The sequence below is a fragment of the Collimonas sp. OK412 genome, from assembly GCF_900112135.1.
Lineage (GTDB): Bacteria > Pseudomonadota > Gammaproteobacteria > Burkholderiales > Burkholderiaceae_D > Collimonas > Collimonas rhizosphaerae.
This window is the reverse complement of the sequence record NZ_FOLC01000041.1, coordinates 1-26,018: the sequence shown is the minus strand read 5'-3', so window position 1 is coordinate 26,018 and position 26,018 is coordinate 1. Positions and strand designations below refer to the sequence as shown.

Annotated in this window: 20 protein-coding genes and 1 tRNA gene; 13 read left to right on the top strand and 8 right to left on the bottom strand. The window is 58.9% G+C overall.

The features are described from left to right. From BM062_RS24010 to BM062_RS23995, 4 genes are all read right to left on the bottom strand, one after another. Positions 1-1,076: 2Fe-2S iron-sulfur cluster-binding protein (locus BM062_RS24010; RefSeq protein ID WP_139220182.1), on the bottom strand; the 1,076-nt coding region annotated here is incomplete at its 3' end. Positions 1,077-1,127: 51 nt separating this feature from the next. Then, complete coding sequence (locus BM062_RS24005) at positions 1,128-2,675, bottom strand: formate dehydrogenase beta subunit (RefSeq protein WP_092402010.1); 1,548 nt, start codon at positions 2,673-2,675, stop codon at positions 1,128-1,130. Further along, complete coding sequence (locus BM062_RS24000; protein ID WP_092402016.1) at positions 2,672-3,178, bottom strand: formate dehydrogenase subunit gamma; 507 nt, start codon at positions 3,176-3,178, stop codon at positions 2,672-2,674. The genes BM062_RS24005 and BM062_RS24000 overlap by 4 nt, the downstream gene beginning before the upstream one ends. Before the next feature lie 185 nt (positions 3,179-3,363). After that, the gene (locus BM062_RS23995) at positions 3,364-5,001 is read right to left on the bottom strand and encodes an OFA family MFS transporter (protein WP_092402007.1); all 1,638 of its coding nucleotides are present in this window, start codon (positions 4,999-5,001) and stop codon (positions 3,364-3,366) included. A gap of 167 nt (positions 5,002-5,168) precedes the next feature. Here BM062_RS23995 and BM062_RS23990 point away from each other — a divergent pair, with 167 nt between their 5' ends. Further along, the gene (locus tag BM062_RS23990; protein WP_092402004.1) at positions 5,169-6,245 is read left to right on the top strand and encodes a substrate-binding domain-containing protein; all 1,077 of its coding nucleotides are present in this window, start codon (positions 5,169-5,171) and stop codon (positions 6,243-6,245) included. Between the two features lie 18 nt (positions 6,246-6,263). Here the strand turns inward: BM062_RS23990 and BM062_RS23985 are convergent, their stop codons facing one another. Then, the gene (locus BM062_RS23985) at positions 6,264-7,292 is read right to left on the bottom strand and encodes a MerR family transcriptional regulator (protein ID WP_092402013.1); all 1,029 of its coding nucleotides are present in this window, start codon (positions 7,290-7,292) and stop codon (positions 6,264-6,266) included. Positions 7,293-7,592: 300 nt separating this feature from the next. Here BM062_RS23985 and BM062_RS23980 point away from each other — a divergent pair, with 300 nt between their 5' ends. From BM062_RS23980 to BM062_RS23965, 4 genes are all read left to right on the top strand, one after another. After that, positions 7,593-8,384 (top strand): basic amino acid ABC transporter substrate-binding protein, encoded by a 792-nt coding sequence (locus tag BM062_RS23980; protein WP_175501148.1) that lies wholly within the window; start codon positions 7,593-7,595, stop codon positions 8,382-8,384. 15 nt (positions 8,385-8,399) lie between these two features. Beyond that, entirely contained in the window at positions 8,400-9,197 is a 798-nt protein-coding gene (locus BM062_RS23975) for a basic amino acid ABC transporter substrate-binding protein (protein WP_092401998.1), read from the top strand. A 26-nt stretch (positions 9,198-9,223) separates the two neighbouring features. Next, on the top strand, positions 9,224-10,021 hold the full coding sequence (locus BM062_RS23970; RefSeq protein WP_092401995.1) for a basic amino acid ABC transporter substrate-binding protein: 798 nt from the start codon (positions 9,224-9,226) through the stop codon (positions 10,019-10,021). A 158-nt stretch (positions 10,022-10,179) separates the two neighbouring features. Next, the gene (locus BM062_RS23965) at positions 10,180-10,923 is read left to right on the top strand and encodes an amino acid ABC transporter permease (RefSeq protein WP_092401992.1); all 744 of its coding nucleotides are present in this window, start codon (positions 10,180-10,182) and stop codon (positions 10,921-10,923) included. 68 nt (positions 10,924-10,991) lie between these two features. Here the strand turns inward: BM062_RS23965 and BM062_RS23960 are convergent, their stop codons facing one another. Both BM062_RS23960 and BM062_RS23955 read right to left on the bottom strand, forming a co-directional pair. Next, positions 10,992-14,309, bottom strand: coding sequence for a UvrD-helicase domain-containing protein (locus BM062_RS23960; RefSeq protein WP_175501147.1), 3,318 nt, complete (start codon positions 14,307-14,309; stop codon positions 10,992-10,994). Then, positions 14,306-17,050 (bottom strand): PD-(D/E)XK nuclease family protein, encoded by a 2,745-nt coding sequence (locus tag BM062_RS23955; RefSeq protein WP_092401986.1) that lies wholly within the window; start codon positions 17,048-17,050, stop codon positions 14,306-14,308. Before BM062_RS23955 ends, BM062_RS23960 begins: the two co-directional genes overlap by 4 nt. A gap of 325 nt (positions 17,051-17,375) precedes the next feature. Between BM062_RS23955 and trxA the strand changes: the two genes are divergently transcribed. The 8 genes from trxA to BM062_RS23915 all read left to right on the top strand — a co-directional run bounded on the left by trxA (position 17,376) and on the right by BM062_RS23915 (position 25,543). Further along, the gene (gene trxA / locus BM062_RS23950; RefSeq protein WP_092401983.1) at positions 17,376-17,702 is read left to right on the top strand and encodes a thioredoxin TrxA; all 327 of its coding nucleotides are present in this window, start codon (positions 17,376-17,378) and stop codon (positions 17,700-17,702) included. Positions 17,703-17,806: 104 nt separating this feature from the next. Beyond that, on the top strand, positions 17,807-19,069 hold the full coding sequence (gene rho, locus BM062_RS23945; RefSeq protein WP_014004861.1) for a transcription termination factor Rho: 1,263 nt from the start codon (positions 17,807-17,809) through the stop codon (positions 19,067-19,069). A 205-nt stretch (positions 19,070-19,274) separates the two neighbouring features. Continuing rightward, positions 19,275-20,567 carry an MFS transporter gene (locus BM062_RS23940; RefSeq protein ID WP_092401980.1) on the top strand — a complete coding sequence of 431 codons (1,293 nt, stop codon included), beginning with the start codon at positions 19,275-19,277 and terminating at the stop codon, positions 20,565-20,567. 230 nt (positions 20,568-20,797) lie between these two features. Further along, the gene (locus BM062_RS23935; protein WP_014004858.1) at positions 20,798-21,067 is read left to right on the top strand and encodes a type B 50S ribosomal protein L31; all 270 of its coding nucleotides are present in this window, start codon (positions 20,798-20,800) and stop codon (positions 21,065-21,067) included. Between the two features lie 210 nt (positions 21,068-21,277). Continuing rightward, on the top strand, positions 21,278-22,996 hold the full coding sequence (locus tag BM062_RS23930; protein ID WP_092401977.1) for an ArnT family glycosyltransferase: 1,719 nt from the start codon (positions 21,278-21,280) through the stop codon (positions 22,994-22,996). 84 nt (positions 22,997-23,080) lie between these two features. Further along, a tRNA-Leu gene (locus BM062_RS23925) sits at positions 23,081-23,167 on the top strand. A gap of 305 nt (positions 23,168-23,472) precedes the next feature. Next, a complete protein-coding gene (locus BM062_RS23920) occupies positions 23,473-24,357 on the top strand; it encodes a tyrosine-type recombinase/integrase (RefSeq protein ID WP_254785236.1) in 885 nt (294 codons plus the stop codon). Between the two features lie 55 nt (positions 24,358-24,412). Further along, a complete protein-coding gene (locus BM062_RS23915) occupies positions 24,413-25,543 on the top strand; it encodes an AlbA family DNA-binding domain-containing protein (RefSeq protein WP_092401974.1) in 1,131 nt (376 codons plus the stop codon). A gap of 228 nt (positions 25,544-25,771) precedes the next feature. Here the strand turns inward: BM062_RS23915 and BM062_RS23910 are convergent. Further along, positions 25,772-26,018 (bottom strand): transposase domain-containing protein (locus BM062_RS23910; protein ID WP_139219999.1); only part of this gene is annotated, 247 nt, incomplete at its 5' end.

The window sequence follows — 26,018 nt, the reverse complement described above, 5'->3', positions numbered from 1 at the left end:
GCAGCGCGCACCAGCTTCTGCACCAGGTAGGTTTCTTCATTGGTGCAACGGGAGGAAGTGATGCCGCCTATCGAATCCTTGCCATGCTTGGCCTGGATCCGGCGGAATTCGCCGGCGGCGTACGTCAACGCTTCGTCCCACGACACTTCGCGCCACGGATCGGTGATCTTGCTGCGTATCATCGGCTTGGTGATGCGGTCCTTGTGGGTCGCGTAACCCCAGGCAAAACGTCCCTTGACGCAGGAATGGCCATGGTTGGCCTGGCCATCCTTGTGCGGCACCATGCGCACCACTTCGTTGCCCTTCATCTCAGCCTTGAACGAGCAGCCGACGCCGCAATAGGCGCAAGTGGTGATCTTGCTGTGCTCGGCCTGGCCCATCATGATCACGGTCTTTTCGGTCAGGGTCGCGGTCGGGCAAGCCTGTACGCAGGCGCCGCAGGACACGCATTCTGATTCCATGAAATTTTGCATCTGTCCGGCCGAGACGCGTGATTCAAAACCGCGGCCGTCGATGGTCAACGCAAACGTGCCCTGGGTTTCTTCGCAGGCGCGCACGCAGCGGTTGCAGACGATGCATTTGGATGGATCGTAGGTGAAGTAAGGATTCGATTCGTCCTTCTTCATCTTCAGGTGATTGTCGCCTTCATAACCGTAACGAACCTCGCGCAAGCCGGTCACGCCTGCCATGTCTTGCAGTTCGCAATTGCCGTTGGTGGGGCAAGTCAGGCAATCGAGCGGATGGTCGGAGATGTACAGTTCCATCACGCCGCGCCGGATATCGGCCAGCTTGGGTGTCTGGGTCTTGACCTTCATGCCCGGTTCGCATGGCGTGGTGCAAGACGCCGGATAACCCTTCTTGCCGTCGATTTCGACCAGGCACAGCCGGCAGGAACCGAACGGTTCCAGGCTGTCGGTCGCACATAATTTGGGGACGTTGATGCCGGCTTCCACGGCGGCGCGCATGACAGAGGTGCCGGCGGCCACTTCGACGCTGACGCCGTCGATTTCCAGGGTTACCGATTTTTCGGACTGCTTGGCGGGTGTGCCGTAGTCAAGTTCGTTAAGCTGATTCATCACATGCTCCTGGTTCCGGTGGAACGTGGGTGGTGTTTATCTGAATGGCGGTCAGGCGGCCTTGTCCAGCGTGCCGCCAGCGAAATCTTCGGGAAAATGATCAAGCGCGGACAGCACCGGCAACGGCGTCATGCTGCCCATCGCGCACAGGGAGCCGTTGACCATGGTGTCGCACAGGTCGCGCAGCAGATGGATCTGCTGAGTCTGGCCGGCAACGATCTTGTCGATCACTTCCACCCCGCGGGTCGAACCGATGCGGCAAGGCGTGCATTTGCCGCAGGATTCCACCGCGCAGAACTCCATCGCGTAGCGCGCCTGCCTGGCCATGTCGACGCTGTCGTCGAACACCACGATGCCGCCGTGCCCCAGCATGCCGCCGACGGCGGCGAAAGCTTCGTAATCGAGCTTGGTGTCAAACAGCGATTCCGGCAGATACGGTCCGAGCGGGCCGCCGACCTGCACCGCGCGTATCGGCTTGCCGCTGGCGGTGCCGCCGCCGAAATCGAACAGCAGTTCGCGCAGGGTCACGCCAAATGCTTTCTCCACCAGGCCGCCGTATTTGACGTTGCCTGCCAGTTGCATCGGCAAGGTGCCGAGCGAACGCCCCATGCCGTAATTCTTGTAAAAAGCAGCGCCGCGCGCCAGGATGATAGGCACCGAGGCCAGCGAGATCACGTTGTTGATCACGGTCGGCTTGCCGAACAAGCCTTCGATCGCCGGCAGCGGCGGCTTGGCGCGCACCACGCCGCGCTTGCCTTCCAGGCTTTCCAGCAAGGCGGTTTCCTCGCCGCAGATATAGGCGCCGGCGCCTTTGCGCACTTCCAGATGGAAAGCGCGGCCCGAGCCGAGAATATTCTCGCCCAGGTAATTGCGCTCGCCAGCCGTGCCGATCGCCTGCTCCAGCGCGGCGATCGCATGCGGATATTCCGAGCGGACATAAATGTAGCCGCGGGTCGCGCCAACGGCCAGCGCAGCGATCGTCATGCCTTCGATCAGCACGAAGGGATCGTCTTCCATCACCATGCGGTCGGAAAAGGTGCCGGAGTCGCCTTCGTCGGCGTTGCAGACGATGTATTTCTGCGCGCTCTGGGCGCCCAGCACCGTCTTCCATTTGATGCCGGTAGGGAAAGCCGCGCCGCCGCGGCCGCGCAGGCCCGACTCCAGCACTTCCTGCACGATGTCGGCGCTTTGCATGGCCAGGGCTTTTTGCAAGCCCTGGTAACCTTCGTGCGCCAGGTAGTCATCGAGCGACAGCGGATCGGTAATGCCGACCCGGGCGAAAGTCAGGCGCTCTTGCTTCTTCAAATAGGGAATTTCATCGACCAGCCCCAAAGCCAGGCGATGCTGGCCGCCAGCCAGGAAATGCGCATCGAACAGGCCGGCGACGTCATCCGGTTCAACCGGCCCGTAGCCGATGCGGCCGGCGGCGGTTGCCACCTCAACCAGCGGCTCGAGCCAGAACATGCCGCGCGAACCGTTGCGCACCAGCGTGATTTCCTGGCCGCGCCTGGCCGCTTCGGCCACGATCGCTGCGGCGACTTCATTTGCGCCCAAAGCCAGCGCGGTCGAATCGCGCGGTACGTAGATAGTGATGCTCATGCCACACCTCGCTTGGCCCGCACCAGCTTGTTGAATTTGTCGTTGCTGACGCGCGCATGCAGGTCGTCGTCGATCAGCATGCTCGGACCGCAAGCGCACTGGCCCAGGCAATACACCGGCTCCAGCGTGAACTGGCCATCGCTGCTGGTGCCGTGGAAATCGCAGCCCAGCGCCGCCTTGGCGTGCGCTTCGAGCGCTGCCGAGCCGCGCGCCTGGCAAGCCTCGGCACGGCAGATCTGCACCAGGTGGCGGCCCGCAGGCTGCTGGCGGAAATGGTGATAAAAACTGATCACGCCGTGCACCTCGGCGCGCGAAAGATTCAGCTGCTCGGCGATCAACGGCACCGTCGACGACGGCACGTAGCCAAGCGCATCCTGGATGGCATGCAGGACCGGCAGCATGGCGCCGGGCAATGCCTGGTATTTTTGAATAATGGATTTGACCTGGTCCAGGTCGACAGACGGGTCCGACGGAACTACTTGAGAACTTGGCTCGATTTGCATCTTCACGACAGTCTCCTACCGGTGTTCGATGTTACAAAAGGTGCGCAGAATGGATGTTCTTGTTATGACTCGATGCACCTTGATCGGCGCACCGCGGTGCGTCCTGAATCTGTACTGCAACTGCTCTTGGCTTCTTGCCTGTTCAACCGCCGGACGGGCATTGCTGCCCATCCGGCCTGACTCAATTACTTAAACAATACTGCGGATTTCTGCAAGGTGATCGAGATCCCCCAAACCAGCGGAATAATCACCGCCGCCCACGACAACCATAACACCAGCGGGCTGCCGCCGCTGCCAATACGCGCCATGTCTTCGGCTGAAACCGTCACGTCCGGGTTGGCGGAAGCCTGCTCGTGCGCCAGTTTCTTTTCACGGGCCAATTCTTCCGGCGTCATGAAATGCTTTTCAGCAATCGGCTTGATCATCAGGTTGCACAGCAGGCCCACTACCAGGAAACCGGCCAGGATATACATCGTGGTGTTGTAGACCGATTCGCGCGGCATGCCCAGCGAGAGCTGGTATTCGCGCATGTAGTTCACCACCACGGGTCCAAGGATGCCCGCGGTCGCCCACGCAGTCAGCAAGCGGCCATGGATCGCGCCCACCATCTGGGTGCCGAACAGGTCAGCCAGGTAGGCCGGCACCGTGGCAAAACCGCCGCCATACATCGACAGGATCAGGCACACCGCGATCACGAACAGGGCCACGCTGCCGGCCGCGCCGGACCAAGGCAAGCTCACATACAGCACGAAGCCGAGGACAAAGAACACCACATAAGTCATCTTGCGCCCGATATAGTCCGAGCAGGAAGCCCAGACGAAACGGCCGCCGATGTTGAACAGGCTGATCAGGCCGGTAAAGCCGGCGGCAATCGCTGCAATCGCGCCTTTTTGCTCCAGCGACAATTCAGTGAACTTGGTGCCGACGCCGAGCAGATGGCCGCCGAACACTTCCTGCAGCATGGGCGAAGCCATGCCGATCACGCCGATGCCGGCCGAGACGTTCAGGCACAGCACCAGCCATACCAGCCAGAATTGCGGGATGCCCCACACCTTGCTGACATGCACGTGATGCTGGGTGATCATCGCATTGCCGTTGGTGGCAGGCGGCGTCCAGCCGGCCGGCTTCCAGCCGCTAGGCGGGATCCGGTAGCCGAAGGCGCCAGCCATCATGAACACGAAGTAGATCAGGGCCATGACGACGAAGGTCTGCCAGACGCCGACCGAGACGTCGGAAGCAAAATGCTTCATCAGCTTGTCGGCCAGCGGGCTGCCGATCAGCGCACCGCCGCCGAAACCCATGATCGCCATGCCGGTAGCCATGCCGCGCCGGTCCGGGAACCATTTGATCAGGGTCGACACGGGCGAGATGTAACCCAGTCCAAGGCCGACGCCGCCGATCAGGCCGGAGCCTATCCACATCAGCCAGATCTGGTGATGGTAGACGCCTAACGCCGAAATCAGCAAACCGCCGCACCAGCACAAGGCTGCCACAAAACCCGCTTTGCGCGGACCGACGTGTTCCAGCCAGCCGCCCCAGATCGCTGCCGATGTTCCCAGCAGCACGAAGAACATGGTGTAGATCCAGCCCAGCATCGAAATCTTCCAGTCGCAGGTACTGGCGAATATTTCAGCAAAGAAACTCATATCCTTGGAACAGGCCAGCGACTCCTTGATCCCGATCGCCTTAGACAGCGGCAGCCAGAACACGGAAAAACCGTAAGCCATGCCGATACACAGATGAATTGCCAACGCCGCAGGCGGTACCAGCCAACGGTTGAAACCGGGACCTGCAATGGTCCGCTCTTTATCTAAAAATCCCACTTTTCCCCCCGGAAATTAAAAATGCTTATATGTACCATAGGTAATTACTTACATATAGTTTTATATGAAAAATATTTTCTCTAACTACAATTTTACCTATATTGACCTTTGTATATATGAAAAATATCACTGGCAACCAGGCCACTCAATAGGCTATATTTTGCATAATGTATAAAGTGAAAATCAAGCCGCACTGGGAAATCTCGCGCGACACCGAGCAGCCGCTGGATACCGCTGTGCTGCTGACGCTGCTCACCGCCGTCCAGGAAACCGGCTCCATCGCCAACGCCGCCAAGCAGACCGGCAGTTCGTACCGCCATGCCTGGGGTTTGCTGCGCGACGCCGAACGGATGTTCGGCCATCCCCTGATAGAGACCGGCCGCGGCCGCGGCAGCCGCCTGCTGCCGCTGGCGGAAAAACTGATCTGGGCTGACCGCCGCATCGCGGCGCGCCTGTCGCCGACGCTGGAAACCCTGGCGTCCGAGCTGGAAGGCGAACTGAGCAAGACGGTAAGCGGCCAGCCGCAAGTGATCCGCCTCAACGCCAGCCACGGTTTTGCCGTCGCCGCGCTGCTCAACCAGCTGAATGAACGCCACCTGCCGGTAGACCTGCGCTACCGCAACAGCGCCGATGCAGTGGCCGCGCTGGCGCGGCAAGAATGCGACCTGGCCGGCTTTCATGTGCCCTTGGGAGAATTCGAGGATGCTTCGGTGGCCAGCTACAGCCGCTGGCTGGATAAAAACAAGCACTGCCTGATCCACCTGGCGGTGCGCAACCAAGGCTTGATGGTGGCGCCAGGCAATCCGAAGAACATCGCCGGCTTGGCCGACTTGAGCCGCGCCGGCGTGCTGTTCGTCAACCGCCAGCCGGGTTCCGGCACCCGCATGCTGCTGGAGCTGATGCTGTCCCGGCAGGCGCTGTCGCCGAACGCCATCGAAGGTTTCGAGAGCGCTGAATTCACGCATTCGGCGATTGCCGCCTTCATCGCCAGCGGCATGGCCGACGTCGGCTTCGGCGTACAGACCGCGGCTCATCGCTTCGGCCTGGATTTCATCCCGCTGGTCCGCGAACGCTATTTCTTCGCCCTGTCAAACGCTGCCATGAAAGATCCGTTGATGCAGCAGGTCATCGCCATCCTGCAATCGGCCTCGTTTCGCGACATAGTCAACCAGCTCAACGGCTACGACGGCAGCGCTACCGGCGAGATCCTGTCGCTGTCCGAAGCATTCGGAAGCCTGCAATAGAATCGCGCCGGCCCGGCCTCAGGATGCGGGCTGGAGGATCGCAAGCGCCTGGCGCAGGTAAGCCAGCAGCTCTTCATTGAGCCAGGTGCCCCTGGCCAGGCTCGGCTCCTGCACCATGGCGTTGCGGATTTTCTGCTGGGTCTCAGGATTGTCGCCTGCATAGGAGCGGAACAGTTCCATCCACACCTGCGCCAGCCGCTGCGGCTCCGCGTCGCCGGGCGCGGCGCCGCCATCCATCTGCTTGCGCAAGGCGGCGATCAGCGGCGGCCACTCTTTCATGCGCTTGCCGTAGTTGGCGCGCATGAAGGCGAACTCGGCGGGCGACAGGTACTTCTGGTACACCTGCAGCTTGCTCTCGGCGAAGGCCCGCATCACATAGCCGATCATGTCGGGCGAGATCCCGGTCTGTTCCTGCATGCCGGGTTCGTTGTCGTGCATGGCCCTGAGTTTGGCGAACAGGGCTGGGTCGACCAGCGTATCCTGCTCCACCATGTTCATCCAGCGCACCGCCAGCGCCTGCGCCTGCTCGCTGCCGGCCGGCGCTGCGCCGGCCATCAGGGCCGCCACCTGCTCCACCAGCGCCGACCACTGCCGCCGCCGGGCCGTATCGGCCTGGTAGAACGGCAGCTGCTTGAGTTCTTCCTGGGTGAAATATTTATCGTACATGTTCATCAGCTCCATCGTTGTCAGCCATTCGGCCAGTTCCGGCTCTTCTCCCGCCATGAACTGCGCGCGCAGGGTGGACAAACGGTCGCGCAGCCGGACAGACTGCGCGATTTGCTCATCCAGCATGCGGAGCTGCTGTTCGATGACAGAAGCCAGGGACAGCTCCGGCCGGGTCAATAGGGCTCCGATCTCGCCCAGCGATACCCCCAGGCGCCGCAGCGCCTGCACCTGGTGCAGGCGGGCGATATCGCCACGGTTGTACAGCCGGTAGCCGGCATCGGAACGCGCAGAAGGAGCGAGCAAGCCGATTTCGTCGTAGTAATGCAGGGTCCTGACCGTCAGGCCGCAACGTTTGGCCAGTTCACCTACTCGCAACAGCATGGTCTTGCTCCTTTTTTCTTCAGCGTCCATTGATTCTGGAACCTCACGTCACGTCAGGGTCAAGCAGCTTATCGCAAAAAAAACCACACCTGTCATTTCCGACATGGCATTCGGCGAGGCACGCCTCGCTGACTGCACCTAGCCGGCCGCACCTCGCCGGCCGCACTTATCTGCAATCTATCTATATAAATCATTGTTATTTGCATGGATGAATCTAAAATAGCGGCTTATTCCAGGCAATATTGTTAATATGCCAATCTCATGGCTGGAACACTCTACCGACCTTACAGGAGCTACTCAATGAATCGCATTTTCAATCTGGGCCTGTGCGTGCTCGCCCTGTCGCTGGCAGCTTGCGGCAAGCAGGAACCGAAAACGGCGGCGACGCCTGCACCGACCGAATACCTGGTCGGCGCCGAAGCGACTTTTGCGCCGTTCGAGTACCAGAATGAACAAAAGGAAATCGTCGGCTTCGACGTCGACGTCATGAACGCCATCGCCGACAAGGGCGGCTTCAAGATCAAGTTCGTCAATACGCCGTTTGAAGGCATCTTCAATTTCCTGGCGCAAGGCGACCGCGACCTGCTGGCGTCGGCCATCACGATTACCGACGAGCGCAAGCAGACTGTCGATTTCTCCGAGCCCTACTTTGAAGCCAACCAGCTGATCGTGGTGCCGAAAAATTCGAAGGTCACGAAATTCGCGGACCTCAAGAACATGAAAGTGGGCGTGCAAAGCGCTACCACCGGCGACGAGATCGTGCAAAAGGAACTGGGCAAGAACAATCCCAATATCAAGCGCCTGGAATCGGCGACGCTGGTCATGAAAGAACTGGAAGGCGGCGGCGTTGAGGCCGTGGTGTCCGACAACGGCGTGGTGAAGAACTACATCAAGAACAATCCGTCCGAAGGCTTCCGCTTGATCTCCGACCCGGCCTTCTCCAAAGAGTATTACGGCATCGCGGTCAAGAAGGGCAACGCGGAGCTGCTGGCCAAGGTCAACAAAGGGCTGGCGGCAATCAAGGCTGACGGCAGCTACGACAAGATCTACGCCAAGTATTTTGCCGACACCGCTACCGACACTGCCAAATAACCGCCGGGGAAAAACATGAAACAACGATACCTGCCGGCGCTGACCCTGGCTTTACTGTGTTCGCTGGCTGTGCTGGCGGGATGCGGCAAGAAGGACAGCAATGCCGCGGCAAGCGGCGGCAATGCAGCCACTGAATACGTGGTGGGCGCGGACGGCGCATACGCTCCCTTCGCTTCCGAGAATGAACAGAAGGAACTTGTCGGATTCGACATCGAGATCATGAAAGCCGTGGCCGACAAGGCCGGCCTCAAGATCAGGATCGTCAATACGCCGTTCGACGGCCTGTTCAATGCGCTGTCCCAGGGCGACCGCGACATCCTGATTTCCACCATCACGATCAACGACCAGCGCCGCCAGACCATGGATTTCTCCGAACCCTACTTCGTGGCAAAACAGCTGATCGTGCTGCCGTCGAGTTCGAAGGTGGCCAGGTTCGAAGACCTGAAAACCCTGAAGATCGGCGTCCAGAGCGCCACCACCGCGGATGAGGCGGCGCAAAACCTGGTCGGCAAGAACAGCCCCAGCGTCAAGCGCTTTGAATCGATGCCGCTGGCGTTCCAGGAACTGGAAGGCGGCGGCGTCGACGCCGTGATCGGCGACAACGGCGTGGTCACCAATTTCGTGAAGAACAATCCGGGCAAGAGCTTCCGCATCGTCAACGATCCGGCTTTCCCCAAGGAATACTACGGCATCGCGGTCAAGAAGGGCAACGCCGAACTGTTGGCCAAGCTTAACCACGGCCTGGAACAGATCAAGGCCGACGGCACGCAGGACCGGATCTACAAGAAATATTTCGCCGACGAGAAGTTGTAAATTCGACTGATTTTTACGAGAACCCCATGAAAAAAATGTTAAGCCGCTATCTGCCGCTGTGCGCTCTCAGCCTGGGCTTGCTGGCAGTCGGCGCCTGCAGCAAAAAGGAAGAAGCGCCGGCGGCGGCCGCCAAGCAAACCCTGTACGTGGTCGGCGTTGAATCGGCCTACGCGCCGTTTTCCGCCGAAAATGAAAAGAAGGAAGTGGTCGGCTTCGATATCGACCTGATGAAAGCGATCGCCGCCAAGATCGGCATCGAGGTGAAATTCATACCGACGCCGTTCGAAGGCATCTTCAACTTCCTGGCGCAGGGCGACCGCGACCTGCTGATTTCCGCCATCACGATCACCGATGAGCGCAAGCAGACCGTGGATTTCTCCGACCCTTATTTCGAAGCCAGCCAACTGATCGCTGTCCCGCAAGGCAATACCTCGGTCAAGCAGTTCACTGACCTGAAGACCATGAAGATCGGCGTGCAAAGCGCCACCACCGGCGACGAAGTGGTGCAAAACCTGGTGGGCAAGAACAACCCCAGCATCAAGCGCTTCGACTCGACCACGCTGGCCCTGAAGGAACTGGAAAGCGGCGGCGTCGACGCCGTGGTGGCTGACGATCCGGTGGTCAGGAACTACATTACCAACAATCCGTCCGCCAGCTTCCGCGTGGTGCCCGATGCCGGTTTTCCGAAAGAGTACTATGGCATTGCGGTACGCAAGGGCAATACCGAACTGCTGGCCAAAATCAACCAGGGCCTGGCTGATGTAAAGGCTGACGGCAGCTTCGCGAAAATCAATGAAAAGTACTTCGGCAACGGTAAGCAATAATCCGTGACCTGCCCGCAGACCGGCTGTTTTTGGCGGTCTGCGGCAACTACGGTATAATTTTGCGCTAATTTTTATTATCTTATGTTTAACCCGGACCAGCAGCACGCCGGGTTACGCGTCCTCTCAGCCCGTCGCACCGTTTCTTCTCAATAACACTTATGGATTTTCGCTGGAGCATCATACAAGGCTACGCGCCGCTATTCGTCAAGGGCTTCTTCATGACGGTCCAGGTCGCCGTGATCAGTATCATCATCGGCACCATCCTCGGTCTGTTGCTGGGCATGCTGCGCCTGGCGGAAGTCAAGCACGGTCCATGGAAATGGCCGTTCCGCCTGTTGAAATCGCTGGCCAGCTTCTATGTCGCCTTTTTCCGCGGCACCCCGCTGTTCGTGCAGATCCTGCTGATCCACTTTGCAGTGATGCCGGTGCTGATCCACCAGGACAACGGCCTGTTGATCTCCGGCGAGCTGGCACGCACCATCAAGCAAGATTACGGCGCCTTCATCTCCGGCATCGTTGCCTTGTCGCTGAACGCCGGCGCTTATATTTCAGAGATTTTCCGGGCCGGCATCCAGTCCATCGACCGCGGCCAGTCTTACGCCGCATCCAGCCTCGGCATGGGCTACAAACTCACCATGCGCTACGTGGTGCTGCCGCAGGCGTTCCGCCGCATGCTGCCGCCGCTTGGCAATGAAGCGATCACCCTGCTCAAGGATTCGTCGCTGGTGTCGGCGATCGGCCTGGCCGAGCTGGCTTATGCCGCCCGGACCGTGGCGGGCGCCTACTCGCGCTACTGGGAGCCGTACATCACGATTTCCGTGGTCTATTTCGCCATGACCATGATACTGGCGACGCTGGTCGGCCGGCTGGAACGGAAATACGCGGCGCCCCACCATCGTTGATGGCAACCGAGTAGCCCCTTCCGAAAAAACCCTTATTTTTCTCATCGAAAATAAGGGTTTTTTAATAACTAGTCGACTTCCGACAAGCGCCCATCCACTGTCAGCAAGGCGGTACGCAAACGCTTGCCGCCAAACACTCCTTGCGCCGCCTGCCGGTAACTGCGCAACTGCGCGGTATAAGCCGCCCGCTCGCTATCAAGCAGCTTGCGCTTGTAGTCCAGGATCCACACTTCGTCCTCGAAGATCACCACGCGGTCGAAGCGCAGCACCGCATTGTCGGCGATGATTTCCATTTCGTTGCGCGCGTGCAGGTGCATGGCCGGATTGAAAAAATGCTCCAGCTCGGCCTGTCCCAGGATGGTCTGTGCCTGCTGCCGGACCTGCTTTGCCAGCGCCGGCGGGCATGGCAGCCAGCGCGCAATCGTTGCGGCGTCCGGCAGCACTACCGGCCACAACCCATGCTGGGTCACTCTTTCCAGCAAGCCGTGCAAAGCGATGCCTTCAGCGATTGCTTCACTGTCGAAAGTCGCTGCGACCGCAGTCTCGGCCGGCGGCAATTGCGGCGGATCAAATATTTCCTGTTCAAATTCCTGCACGCTGCCGGCAGCCGCGGCGTGTTCGGCGATGGCGTCCAGGCTGGTTTCGGGGACGTGCTCCAGCCGTGCATACCAGCTGTCTTCGGTCACGCCGCCGCTCCTGCCGGCGACGCCGCTGACGATCAGCAGCTGCTTGGCGCGGGTGGTGGCAACGTACAGCAGGTTCCAGTCTTCCTGCATCTTGAAACCTTCTTCCGCCGCGAACAGCAGATCGCGCGCGGCGCCGCGCTCGGCACTGCTGCCGAACGCGGAAAAGTGCAGCGGCGCCTCCGCATCCTGCGGCCAGTCGCACAAGATGCCGTAGTCGTCGCGCGCCGGCTTGCTGTGATTGGCGTCCAGCAGCACCACTACCGGCGCTTCCAGCCCTTTGGCGCTATGCACCGTCAGGATGCGCACCGCATCGGTAGCGGCGTCAATGCTGGCTTCGTCGGGCGCATCGCCGCCGGCGGCGTTTTGCAGGCCGCGCAGGGCGTCAATAAACTTCGGCAGGCTGGGATAACGGCCGGCATCCATGTTCAGCGCCAGCTCGACGAAGGTTTCGATGTTGCCTATCGCCTGGCTGCGCGTCAAAGGCGAAGCCGCCTGGGCATAACGCGCCAGCAATTGTCCCTGGTGCAAAATCACATCGAGCAAGTCATGCACCGGCAAGCGCGGCGCCGCCTGCAGCCATTGCTCCAGCAAGGCGGCGGCGCGCTGCAGCGCTGGAGCGGCGTCCTGGCTTGCCGAGGCCGCCCGCAGGCGCGCCCACCAGCCGCGCTCAGCGCGTTGCGCCAAGGCGATCAGGTCGTCATCGCTGGCGCCGAAGATCGGCGATTTCAATACATGGCCGAGTGCGCGCGCATCGTCCGGCGTGATCAGGAAAGTCAGCAAGGCAACCAGGTCGGAAATTTCCAATGACTCCAGCAGGCCGCCGCGCTTGTCCGACATGAACGGTATGCCGGCTTCGCGCAGCGCGCTTTCATAGGCGCCCAGGTGGCTGCGCTTCTTCACCAGCAGCATCACATCCGACCAGCGCAGCATGCGGCCGCCGTGTTCCTGGCGCACCGTCAGTTCTTGCCTGGCGCGCCATAACGCTTGCGCCAGCTGCCTGCCTTCGTCGCGGCGGCGAGCGTCTTCCGATTCTTCGCGCGCGGTGGTCAGCGGATTGCGCAAGCCTTGCGGCTGCTGTTCCGCCTCATCGTCCGCTTGCCGGACCAGGGGCAGGCGCCAGACCGCGCCGCCGGCTTCGCCCAGCGTGGTTTGCGCGGAAAACAGCGGGTTGGCGTAGAAGCTGGCGTTCAGCACCTCGACAATCGCAGTGGCGTTGCGCCTGGTCTGGTTGGCTTGCAATACCGTGGCGCCCTGCTCCTGCAACAGCTTGCGCGCAGCTTCGAACACCCGCGGCTCGGCGCGCCGGAAACGGTAAATCGACTGCTTGGGATCGCCCACCACAAACACGCTGGGCTGGCCGGCATCCGCGCCATACGCGCTTAGCCAGGCGCGCACGATGCTCCACTGCAGCGGGTTGGTGTCCTGGAACTCATCCAGCAGGATATGCTTGTAGCGTGTATCGAGCCGGCTTTGCAGGTAGGCCGCGCTTTCCGGATTGGTCAGCAGGCGATAGGCTTGCCATTCCAGGTCAGCGAAATCGAACACCCGCTGTTCCGCCTTGAGCGCCTGGTAGCATTCCAGGTAGGCGTTGCCGACGCTGAACAGATGCTGGTTCAGGCTGAGCACGGTGCGCTCGTGGCTGCGCTTGCGCAACTGCTTGAGGGCTTCTCCGGTCGCATCGAATTGCGCGTCGAAGGCATCGAGGGCGCTTATCCCCAGACTGCCCAGGCTGTTTTCCAGCGCCTTCAGCAAATCCTTGGCCTTGCCGTTGCTACGCGGCTTGCCGGCATCGTCAAAGAACTGATGGCACAAGGCGTCGAAATTGACCGCTGCGGCGCCAGCTGTCAGCGCCATTTCAATCGCGGTAGCGCGTTTCTGGTTGGTCGCCGACCCCTGCCCCAGCAGCCAGGCGATCTGCTTGACCTGCGCCAGGAGTTTCTGGTCGTCCCACAACGACAGCCTTGCATCGATTTCAGCATCTACGCCGCACATTTCGCGCAGCCATTCGAGCGGCGCATCCACTCCCTGCTGGATCACGGCCCACCATTCGGCGCGTTTATCGATGAAAGCATTCAGCAGTTTGCGGGTGCTGAAATCGCCGACCAGCTGGTACAGCGCCAGCAGATCCTGCCTGGCCTGGCCATTCTCTTCGTCGTTCAGCGACTGCATGAAACGCAGGTAAGCATCCGCCAGCAATTCGCCGGTTTTCTCGGTCAATGCATAACCGTGCGGCACGCCGGAAGCCAGCGGCGCGATTTGCAGCAGCCGCGCGAACCAGCTATGGAAAGTGTCGATCGACAGGCTTTGCGGACTGGCCAGCACGCGCTCATACAGGCCGCGCGCCGCCGGCAGCGCTTGCGCCAGGTCTTGCTGGGCGATGCCGCGTTCCAGCAGCAGGTTGCGCACCTTGGCGTCCGGTTGCAAGGCCAGGTCGTGCAGCAGCTCCAGCAGACGCTCGCGCATTTCCTGTGCGGCCTTGCGGGTAAAAGTGATCGCCAGCAGTTCCGACGGCGCCGCACCGGCCAGCAACAGCCGCAGCATGCGCGCCACCAGCAGCCAGGTCTTGCCGCTGCCGGCGCAGGCTTCCACCACCACCGAGTGTTGCGGATCACAGGCGGCGTTGGTGAAGCCCTGGGCTTCGACGACCGCGCCGTTCAAGCGATAAGCGCTCGGCAGTCCGGCTTGCATCGATTCGCTCATTCCCATGCTCCCTTGCGGCACAAACCGCGCACATCGCAATACTGGCAAACCGACGCCACGCCGTTGGCAGGCAGGCCGACGCCGCGCGCAATCGCTTGCACATTGACCGAAATCTGCGCGGCCAAGGCGCGTTGCGCTTCGTCGTAATCCGGAGCACTCACGTCGCCGACCTTGTCTTTCGTGGTTTCCAGCGCGACATAGTGCGCCGCCGCGACCGGCCGGTCCGACAGCAGGCCGTAGAACGCCAGCTGGTGATCTTCATGGTCTTTCAGTTTTTTATTCAGCACGACCAGGTTGTTGGTCTTGTAATCGAGCACCGCGCGCTCGCCGGCGTCGTTCTCGTCGACGCGGTCGATCCGGCCGTGCAGCATCAGTTCGCTGTCCGGCAGCGCCATCGGTTTTTCATAAGCCTGTTCGCCGAACACGAAGCGCCAGCCTTGCGCTTCGTGCTCATTGGCCCAGACGACATAAGCCGCAATGACTTTTTGCCAGCGCGAGTAATAGCCCAATGCAGCTGCGTTCTTTGCGATGACGCTGTCGAACAATTTCTTTGAAATATCGGCCAGCAAGGATTCGCGCTGGTCCGGCGGACATGGCTGGTCACGCAGGGTTTCGTGGTAAGTCTCCAGGATTTCATGCAGCCAGCCGCCATAGTCGCGCTTTTCCGGCAGGTCGGACAATTCGTCCAGCGACGCCAGGCCCAGCATGCGCCTGGCGAAGAATTGATACGGACAGGCGATAAAGCTGTTGTAAGCGCTGGCCGTCAGGCGGCTCGGCGTCAGCTGCGGCGCCGCCGGCGCCGGCATGGCGGACGGCCTGGCTTGCAGGCTCTGCGAGGCAATCGCCGCCCGCCGCTCTGGCAGCGCCGGCGCGGCAGGAACGGCCAGCGCCAAAGTCAGCTGCAGGCGCTGGATCCAGGGGCTGGCCGGATTCGGTTCGCCATCCTTGTACGCCTGCCACGACAGCACTACCTGCGGATTCATCGCCAGCAGTTCGACTACGTCGCGCAGTTGCTGGCGCTGGCGGCTCTCGCGTGTCGCCAGGCCCAGCTCGCGCCGCACGGTATTGGCGAAGAATAGCGTCTCCTGCGGCTGCGAAGGCAAGTGGTCGGCATCGGCGCCCACCATCAGCACGGCGTCGAAGGTACGCAAGCGGGCGCCGTTCAGCGGCAGCATCACGACTCGGCGGTCATCGGCGGCGCTGATGAAGCTGGTGTCGTCGAGCTGCAGGCTGACCAGCGCGCGCCACTCGGGAAATGAAAACAGCGCGGCAAAATCATTGCCGGGCGGCGCGATATTCTGCAATAGCTGCAAGATCTGCTGGCCGGCAGAATCCGCGCTGAGCGCCGACGACACGCCCAGCGCATCGAGCGCCGCGGCGGTGGTGGCGATCCAGTCGCGCAGGTTCTTGCGGCCGCTGAACAATGCTGCCTGCTGCGCCAGCAAAGCTACCGCTTTTTGTTCCGCCGGCGCCGCGGTCAAGGCATTGATTACCGCGCGCCACTCGCCGAGCACATTGGCGCGCCGCAGCAGCAACTCTATTTTCATCACCAGCGCAGATTTGTTGGCAACGCTGTCCTGCGCATCGTGCAGCAGGTCGCTAGGCGCCTCATTCAGCACAAACGGCGATTTCAGCAGATCCAGCAAGGCCGTGGTTTCACCGCGCGCGGCGACGACGTCGAACCAGGCTGAAATGGCGGATGCAGCACGCGTGGTAGACAACTTCCAGCCGGTTTCATCGGCCACGTGGACTTGCGCCCGCTCCAGCAAAGCCCGGATGCGCCGCGCCACGACACGGTCCTGCGCCACGATCGCCAGGCTGGCCTTGCCCTCCTGCAGCCAGTCGATCACCATCTGCGCGCCTTGCACTGCCTCGTCTTCGACACTGCGCGCCGCGCACAATGCCAGCTCAGGCGGCGGCGCGTGATTGCTTGCTGCGATATCCGCGGTTTCTCCATCTGCCGCGGCTTCCACCATTTCCGGCCAGGCCAGCGCATGCGTCGGCAAGATTGCGTGTGCACGCCAGTCGAGGGTAATCGTCAGCACTTGCTGGCGCCTGGCATAAGCATCGAGAAAAGCCTGTTCCAGCGGTTCCGGCGCCACCGAGCTGATCCAGGCCAGCGGCTGGCTGGCGTGTTCCGCGACCTGCAGCATTTGCGTAAAGCGTGCCGCGATGGCGTCGTCGGCGTCCAGCTGGCTTTTCCAGATCGACCACACCAGCTGCGTTTCATCCGACAGCAGCTTGCGCGCGTCCGGCGATAGCTGCTCCAGTGCGCTTTGCCAGCGCTGCTCCGGATCGCCTGCTGCCGCACCTGCGTGCAAGGCGGGCAGCAAGGCTTGCGTCAATTCGTCTGATAACGCTAACAGCGTCTGCGCCAGCGGCAGCAGGTCTGTGTTGCGGCGTGCAGTGAATAATTTTTTCAGCCAGCCGTGCTGGCGCAATTCGGCATACAGGCGCATCAGCCGTTCGCTGGCGGGCAGCACATTGGGCAGCGGCGGCAACGTCGCCAGCCAGCCGGACAAGGTAAAGAATTGCGGCGGCACGAAAGTCCCGCCCAGCTCGGCGTTCATGGCCGCTTTCAGCGGCTGGGCGTGGGCAAAGGTGGGCAGCACCACACGCCATTGGGCGAAATCGCGCTGTCCCTGGTCGCCGCTAGCCTGGCGGCAGGCTGCCAGCAAGGCACGTGCAGCATCCGGCCAGAAGTTGGCAGATGGCACGATTTGGATGGATTCTGATGGCATGTAACTCACTGGAAGCGCGAGAACGGCTGCTTTGCAGCTCTCGCATTTTTGCAACAATTAGCTATCATTTTATGCGAGCCCCCGAGAAAACAAGCCTCAAATAATTACATAATCAATTACATAAGCCACACTTTTTCATAAAATCGGTTATGATTTAGCGAATATCCCGCCGCAATACCTCTTACCGCACCCACAAAAAACTTGAATTCGCGCACGGCATCCCCACTTATTCAATAGAATAGGGAACGCCGATGGCAGCCACCAAGCAGGAATGGTAAGTCGTCTTGGCACACATTGATTCTTTTTCCCTCACACTGAGGAAACCATGAGCGAAAACATTAAACACATTACCGACGCATCTTTTGAAGCAGATGTACTCAAATCCGACAAACCGGTCCTGGTCGATTTCTGGGCCGAATGGTGCGGTCCATGCAAGATGATCGCCCCGATCCTGGAAGAAGTAGCCAAGGAATACGGCGACAAGCTGCAAATCGTCAAGCTGGACGTCGATTCCAACCAGGCAGTGCCTGCCAAGCACGGCATCCGCGGCATCCCGACCTTGATCCTGTTCAAGAACGGCGTCCCCGCGGCACAGAAAGTCGGCGCGCTGGCAAAAGGCCAGTTGACCGCATTCATCGATTCGAATATATAATAAAGAACCGCGGCGATGCGCCCGCATCGCCGCTTGTGTTTTACTAATACACCACGCAGTTCCCTCCCCCACCCAATATTTCCCATCCCGGGACACTCATACCTATGCATTTATCTGAATTAAAGGCGTTACACGTCTCCGCCCTGCTAGAAATGGCAATCGGCCTGGACATCGATAACGCAGCGCGTTTGCGCAAACAAGAACTGATGTTCGCGATCCTGAAAAAGCGCGCGAAATCAGGAGAACAGATTTTTGGCGACGGCGCCCTCGAAGTCCTGCCTGACGGCTTTGGCTTCCTGCGCTCGCCCGACGCCAGCTACATGGCGTCCACCGACGACATTTATATCTCGCCTTCGCAGATCCGCCGTTTCAACCTGCACACCGGCGATTCGATCGAAGGTGAAGTGCGTACACCGAAAGACGGCGAGCGCTATTTCGCCCTGGTCAAGGTCGACAAGGTCAACGGCGAATCGCCGGAAGCCTCGAAACACCGCATCCTGTTTGAAAACCTGACGCCGCTGCATCCGAACAAGCCATTGCCGCTGGAACGCGACATGCGCGGCGAAGAAAACATCACCGGCCGCATCATCGACATGATCGCACCTATCGGCAAGGGCCAGCGCGGCCTGCTGGTGGCGTCGCCGAAGTCGGGTAAATCGGTCATGCTGCAGCATATTGCGCACGCGATCACCACCAACCATCCCGACACCGTGATGATCGTCCTGCTGATCGACGAACGTCCTGAAGAAGTGACCGAAATGCAGCGCTCGGTGCGCGGCGAAGTGGTGGCATCGACTTTCGATGAACCGGCCACGCGCCACGTGCAGGTTGCTGAAATGGTGCTGGAAAAAGCCAAGCGCCTGGTCGAAATGAAAAAAGACGTGGTGATCCTGCTGGACTCGATCACCCGCCTGGCGCGCGCCTACAACACCGTGATCCCTGCTTCCGGCAAGGTGCTGACCGGCGGTGTCGACGCCAACGCGCTGCAGCGTCCGAAGCGTTTCTTCGGCGCCGCCCGCAACATCGAAGAAGGCGGTTCGCTGACCATCATCGCTACCGCCCTGATCGAAACCGGCAGCCGCATGGATGACGTGATCTACGAAGAATTCAAGGGTACCGGCAACATGGAAGTCCACCTGGAACGCCGCCTCGCCGAGAAGCGCGTGTACCCGTCCATCAACCTGAACAAGTCCGGCACCCGCCGCGAAGAATTGCTGATCAAACCTGACCAGCTGCAGAAGATCTGGGTGCTGCGCAAGCTGCTCTACAGCATGGATGAAATCGAAGCGATGGAGTTCATCCTCGACAAGATGAAGTCGACCAAGAACAACGCCGAGTTCTTCGACATGATGCGACGCGGCGGCTGATCAGCATCAGCCATCAAGAGAGCCTGGCCCATGCAAATCGGCCGGGCTCTTTTTTTATGTGCAGCTGACGGCGCCATGGCTGCCGGGCCGCAAATACTGGCACCATGGCATATTGCCATGTGAAAACAATAATTTACCGGCAAAAGAAGCGTCAAAACACGCTAAATGCTATGCTTGCGAACCTCCATTTTCGCAACGGCACATCATGGCGACAACTCAATCCAGCCAATCGAAATTCGGCACAGTCCTGCGGGTTACCAGCGGTAACTTCATGGAGATGTTCGATTTTTTCCTGTTCGGCTTCTACGCGACCTATATCTCCAAAACCTTTTTCCCGGCCGGCGACGAATTTGCGTCGCTGATGCTGACCTTCATGACTTTCGGCGCCGGCTTCCTGATGCGTCCCCTAGGCGCCATCATCCTCGGCGCCTATGTCGACCGGGTCGGCCGCCGCAAGGGCCTGATCACCACCCTGGCGCTGATGGCGCTCGGCACCATGCTGATTGCCTTTGTGCCTGGCTACGCCAGCATCGGCTATGCGGCGCCATTGCTGGTGCTGGTCGGCCGCCTGCTGCAGGGATTCTCGGCTGGCGTTGAATTGGGCGGCGTGTCGGTCTACCTGTCTGAAATGGCGACCCCGGGCAACAAGGGCTTTTACGTCAGCTGGCAATCGGCCAGCCAGCAGGTAGCGATCATTGTCGCCGCGGCCCTTGGCTTCGGCTTGCAGGTATGGCTGCAACCGGCGCAAATCGCCGACTGGGGCTGGCGCGTGCCGTTCTTTATCGGCTGCATGATCGTGCCGGTGCTGTTCATGATCCGCCGTTCGCTGCAGGAAACCGAAGAGTTCATGGCGCGCAAGCACAAGCCTGCCGTGCGCGAGATCCTGCGTTCCATGGTCGATAACTGGGGCCTGGTGATCGCCGGCATGATGCTGGTGTCGATGACTACCGTTTCGTTCTACCTGATCACCGTCTACACGCCGACTTTCGGCAAAAGCGTGCTCAAGCTTTCTACCATCGATGCGCTGGTGGTGACCTTCTGCGTCGGCATTTCGAATTTCATCTGGCTGCCGGTGATGGGCGCCCTGTCCGACCGCATCGGCCGCAAGCCGCTGCTGCTGGTGTTCACCATCCTCACCATCCTCACCGCCTACCCGGCGCTGTCGTGGCTGGTGGCTGACCCCACCTTCCAGAAAATGCTGATGGTCGAGCTGTGGCTGTCGTTCCTGTACGCCAGCTATAACGGTGCAATGGTGGTGGCCCTGACCGAAGTCATGCCGGTTGAAGTGCGCACCGCCGGCTTTTCCCTGGCTTACAGCCTGGCGACGGCGATTTTCGGCGGCTTCACGCCAGCCATCGCGACCGGGCTGATTGAATACACCGGCGATAAGGGCGCGCCCGGCATGTGGATGACTGCTGCAGCGATATGTGGCTTGTTTGCAACATTGTATTTGTATCGCAAAAACGGCAATCAAACCCTGGCAGCTGTCAAAAGCTAAGGTCGTATTGGGCGGACTCGCTGTCCGTCCGAGGAAATGATGAAAAGATAATATTGAAAATCCGCCCTGAATTAACCCCAAGGCACTGATTTCATTCATTTTTTCCAATTCACGACCGGATTTATTGTATAATTTGCGGTTTTCCACCCCCGGCAAGTGATCGACAATCGGGTCAAGAAGCAAGACGACCGACGAAGTGATTGATTGGCTACCACTCAATTGAGGCAATTATGAAAGACGGCATTCACCCAAATTACCGCGAAGTCCTGTTCCACGACGTTTCGAACGATTTCAAGTTCGTCACCCGTTCGACAATCCAGACTCGCGAAAACATCACTCACGAAGGTAAAGAATATCCTTTGGTGAAGATTGAAGTTTCGTCGGAATCGCATCCGTTCTACACCGGTCAACACAAAATCGTCGACACCGCTGGCCGCGTTGACAAGTTCCGCAAGAAATTCGGCGCTGTCGGCTCCAAGACTTCGATCGCAAATACTTAATTCGATCGCTCGTTTTAAAAAGGCAGCTACGGCTGCCTTTTTTTGTTTATCAGGCTCGCCAGCGGCATCGCAGACGGCTCTTTGATAAATCGTAAAGAAGTGTATGTTTTCTTGAGAACACCTGGAACAAAAACTACGCTCAGTAATAGCGCAGTAACCCGCTATCCGGCACAATACCCAGCAATTCAACATTGATCAAACGCCATTGTGATGAAGCCCGTCCGTCTTCCCGCCTCCGCCACTAGCGCACTGCCGCGCTGGGGCTTATGGGCGCTGGGATTGCTATACATACTGCCGGGCCTGATCGGGCGCGATCCGTGGAAAAATGAAGACGCTTCCAGCTTCGGCATCGCCTGGACCATGGCCCACGGCGGCCTCTCCGATTGGCTGATGCCGAATATCGTCGGCTTGCCGATGCCCGGCGAAAGTCCGCTGCCTTACTGGATCGGCGCCGTCTTCATCAAGCTGTTCGGCTGGCTGCTGGGCGATCCGCTGGCGGGCCGCTTGCCGGCCGTGGGATTCTTCCTGGTCGGTTCGCTGTCGGTCTGGTACGCCACCTACCTGCTGGGACGCCGCACCGAAGCACAGCCGCTCCGCCTAGCCTTCGGCGGCCAGCCTGAACCGCGCGACTTCGGCCGCACCCTGGCCGACGGCGCCTTCCTGATTTATCTCGGCAGCCTGGGCCTGCTGCTGCAGAGCCACGAACCTACCGCCAAAAGCCTGCAAGTCTCGCTGGTCGCCTTTTCCATCTACGTTGCAGTGCGCCTGTTCGAGGCACGCAGCCTGCGCAGCGCCGCGCTGCTCGGCCTCAGCTTCGGCCTGCTGGTCCTGACGCGCGGCTGGCTGCTGCCGCTAGCCATGCTGTGCGGTTTGCTGACGCTGGCGCTGATGCGAGAAAAAGCCATCGCCCGCGACATGCTGCTGGCGACCGTGCCGGTCACGCTGCTGGTTGCCGCGCTCTGGTTCATCGTCAGCTGGGCCCTGCTGCCAGGCGCGCCGGCCCGCTTCGCCATCTGGGAAGCCATCAACCTGCGCCAGCTGAGCTGGCCGACCTGGACTGCCTTATCGTATTACTTTAAATACGGCATCTGGTTCGCGTGGCCCGCATGGCCGTTTGCCGGCTGGGCGGTGTATGCCTGGCGCCAGCAGCGCTCGACCTTGCATATCGCATTGCCATTGGCGTTTTTCATCAGCCTGACGATCATGCTGCTGCTCAATCCGCATCCGGAAGAAGGCATTCTGCTACCGCTGCTGCCGCCGCTGGTGATCCTGGCGGCATTCGGTTTGCCGACCATGAAACGCGGCGCCATCAATGCCGTGGACTGGTTCTCGGTGATGACCCTGACCGCCTGCGCAGCATTCATCTGGCTGGCCTGGATCGCCAAGGAAAGCGGCTGGCCGGCGCAGATCGCCAGGAATGTCTACAAGCTGGCGCCCGGCTTCAAGCCGGAATTCAACCTGATCGCGCTGGTGATCGCGCTGCTCGGCTCGGTGTTCTGGATCCTGCTGGTGAACTGGCGCCTGTCGCGCCGGCCGGCGGTCCTATGGCGCGCGGTAGTGCTGTCCTCGGGCGGCGTGATCCTGTGCTGGCTGCTGCTCACCACCTTGTGGCTGCCATGGATCAACTACAGCAAGAGCTATGCCGGCGTAGCCGCCCAGATCGACGAGCACCTGCCGGCCGTCAAGCAGTGCGTGGACACCAATGTCGGTCCGGCGCAGCGCGCATCTTTCGCTTATTTCGGCCAGATTCCATTCGGCGAATACGGCCAGCCGCATTGCGATTTCCTGCTGTACCAGGACAATATCTCGGTCAAGTCGGATGACGCGATCTGGCGTGAATTCAAAGGCAACTGGAAACTGCTGTGGACCGGCCGCCGGCCGTCGGACCGCGATGAACGTTTCCGCCTGTACCAGCGGGTCGGCAACTAGCCCCGCAGCAGGCCGATTGCGGGAAAATTGATTGGCCCAGCTATTGATCGGGCAGCAGAAACCAGTCATAATAGCGGACGCGTTGCCGAGATGGCGGAATAGGTAGACGCACGGGACTCAAAATCCCGCGCTGGAAACAGCGTGCCGGTTCGATTCCGGCTCTCGGCACCAAGATACATGTAGAAAAACAGCATAAAGCGCCGCAAACCAGGTAAATACAAGGTTCTGCGGCGTTTTTGCATTCAAACCTTAATCTACGAAAAGCCACTAAATACCCCTATTTGCTGGTATCAAGTCCCCAGATTTTCCCCATTAACTCCCCCAAATTCGTGATGTAATTGCCGCCGTTTTTTGGAGAGTAATATATGGCTTCATTTGTAAAATGCGCAGGTGGCTGGCGTGTTCAGATTTGAATCCAAGGTAGACGCGAGTAGGGAACGTTCGCCAACAAGGCCCAAGCCCGCGCGTGGGCCGCTATGCACGAGACAGAACTACGCGAAGAAAAATCAACTGGCATTGCTATCGGAAAAACCTGCCGTGATGCATTTGAACGATACGAAAAAGAGGTTTCTCGAACCAAGCGGGGGTTTCGCTGGGAGGCGCTACGCCTATCAGCCATGAGTGACATAGTGGTCGGCAAGGTAAAGTTTGGTGATATAAAACTGAGCGAAGTCACTTCTGATTTTCTCGGCCAATGGCGTGATTTACGATTGAAAACCGTAGTCGGGTCAACCGTTAATCGTGATAAGAATCTGCTGTCTCATGTATTCACTACTGCGCAGCGCGAGTGGGGATGGATGGCAGACAGTCCAACAAAGGATGTTCGGCGGCCAAAGAATCCGGCGCCGCGTGACCGTCGCATTCATGCTGATGAAATTGAACGTCTATGCTTGGCTCTAGGATTTGATAACGAACCTGTTCGCACAAAGAGCCAGGCTATTGCCATTGCATTTTTGTTTGCCATCGAGACTGCAATGCGGGCCGGCGAAATCTGTGCATTGATGCCAGAACATGTGTCGGGGAATGTCGCGCATTTGCCTATAACAAAAAATGGCAGCAAGCGCGACGTGCCGCTTTCAAAACGGGCAATTGAATTGCTGTCGTTCCTGCCGCAGCCAGACGAAGGAAATCCATTGTTCGGCCTCACAACTGCGTCTCTAGACGCGTTGTTTCGTAAGGCACGCGCTAATAGTTTGATAGAGGGAATGACCTTTCACGATACCCGCCACGAGGCCATCACCAGACTAGCGAAAAAACTTAACGTTCTGGAACTTGCTAGAATGGTTGGGCATCGTGATTTACGCATGCTGCAAATTTATTACAACGAAACTGCGTCCCAACTTGCGGAAAGACTAGATTAAACGCTGTTTCAATCTAAGTCGCGCATAGAATACCGACAACCAACTAGGTATCTTAATGGAAGATGAAACACTGATTGAACGACTGCTCTATAGCGGCGAAGGTGACGCGCTTGATTTCAAGCTTCAACAGTATGTATTCGAGAAAACAGATGACGACCAGAGGTCTGAACTATTGAAGGATATTTTGTCTTTTGCCAATGGATGGCGAACAACAACTGCTTATATATTGATTGGAATCCGTGAAGGTACTAAAGAAATTGTTGGCTTGGACAAGGATATAGACGACTCCCGCTTGCAGCAATTCATCAACAGCAAGACTAATCAACCAATTCGATTCGCGTACCGCTCGATTGCGTATAAAGGCAAAAAACTTGGACTCTATACCATTCATCTCCAGGCCCGCCCTTTCTATGCCAAGAAGGATTTTGGCAAGGTAAAAGCAGATGTAGTTTACGTAAGACGCGGATCATCTACGGCTGAAGCAAAACCTGACGAAATTGCGAAAATGGGAGCATCAGCCTTTGAACCCGCGCACGCAGCAAAATTATCGATAAAATTTGTCGGAACCGATAATGAGCTACTACCGTCAGAAGCGGTGCAAGTACACGTTACAAATTACGTGCTTCCGGATGACCAAGACATTCCCGACTATCCGATTCTTGAGTCTCCTGGTTTTGGTACTTACATATTTTCATCATTCCCAGGTAATAACCCGCATTACTACCGGAATCTGGCGAAGTATATTCGAGAACATGCAGGAACTTTCGGATTCGGATTGGAAATTGAAAACATCGGAAATTCGTATGCTGATGATGTAAAACTCTACCTGAGTTTGCCATCTTTTGATGGCTTCAATCTCGCGACAAAAAGGGACCTAATGACTAGGCCAGACGTGGATTATAGTCGCTCTCTTATTGCTTCATTTTCTCCAATTTCCGCTAAAAAACAAATTAAGATCAGATCTGAGCAAGGGCAAGAAACCGCCGTATTTTCCATTGGCAAAATCCAAGCTCATGAAAAAATTCGTTCGGACTTTCTTTTTCTCCAATACCCTGCTCATGGTCAGTCTGAGATTACAGTTAGAGTTCACTTTGATCAGCTTAGAGAGCGACTTGAAATAAAAAAACTACTCTCGATAAATGCACCAACCGCTCAGCTATCTCTAGAACAAATTTTGAATTTCTAAAGTACATAAATTAAACTTGAATGATGGGATTCCGATTTTAGTGTACGCGAAAGGCGATTGACTCACTGCCACCGTGCCTTCATGGGGACGGCTGCTGGCTCGACGTTTAGGCGTCTTTGGCAACAGCAGGCAATGCGCTTTCATCGTAAGCGTCGTGCCAGCGACGTCTTGAACCGGGTGTTGACTTGCCCGATGATGGCATCACACCGCTGGGAAGCGGCGTGTTTTTCAGGCAGGAGCGATCTGCGCGGCGCAGTTCCAGGGTAGGAAATCGTCAACGCGGTTGACCGGATGGTCGGCGATATGGGTCAGCACATGACGCAACCAAGCCCCAGGATCGACACCATTGAGCTTGGCCGTACCGATCAAGGAGTAGATGGCGGCAGCGCGTTCGCCGCCGCTGTCGGCACCGGCAAACAGATAGTTGCGGCGGCCGATCGCGACGCCGCGCAAAGCGCGTTCTGCCGCCGAGTTG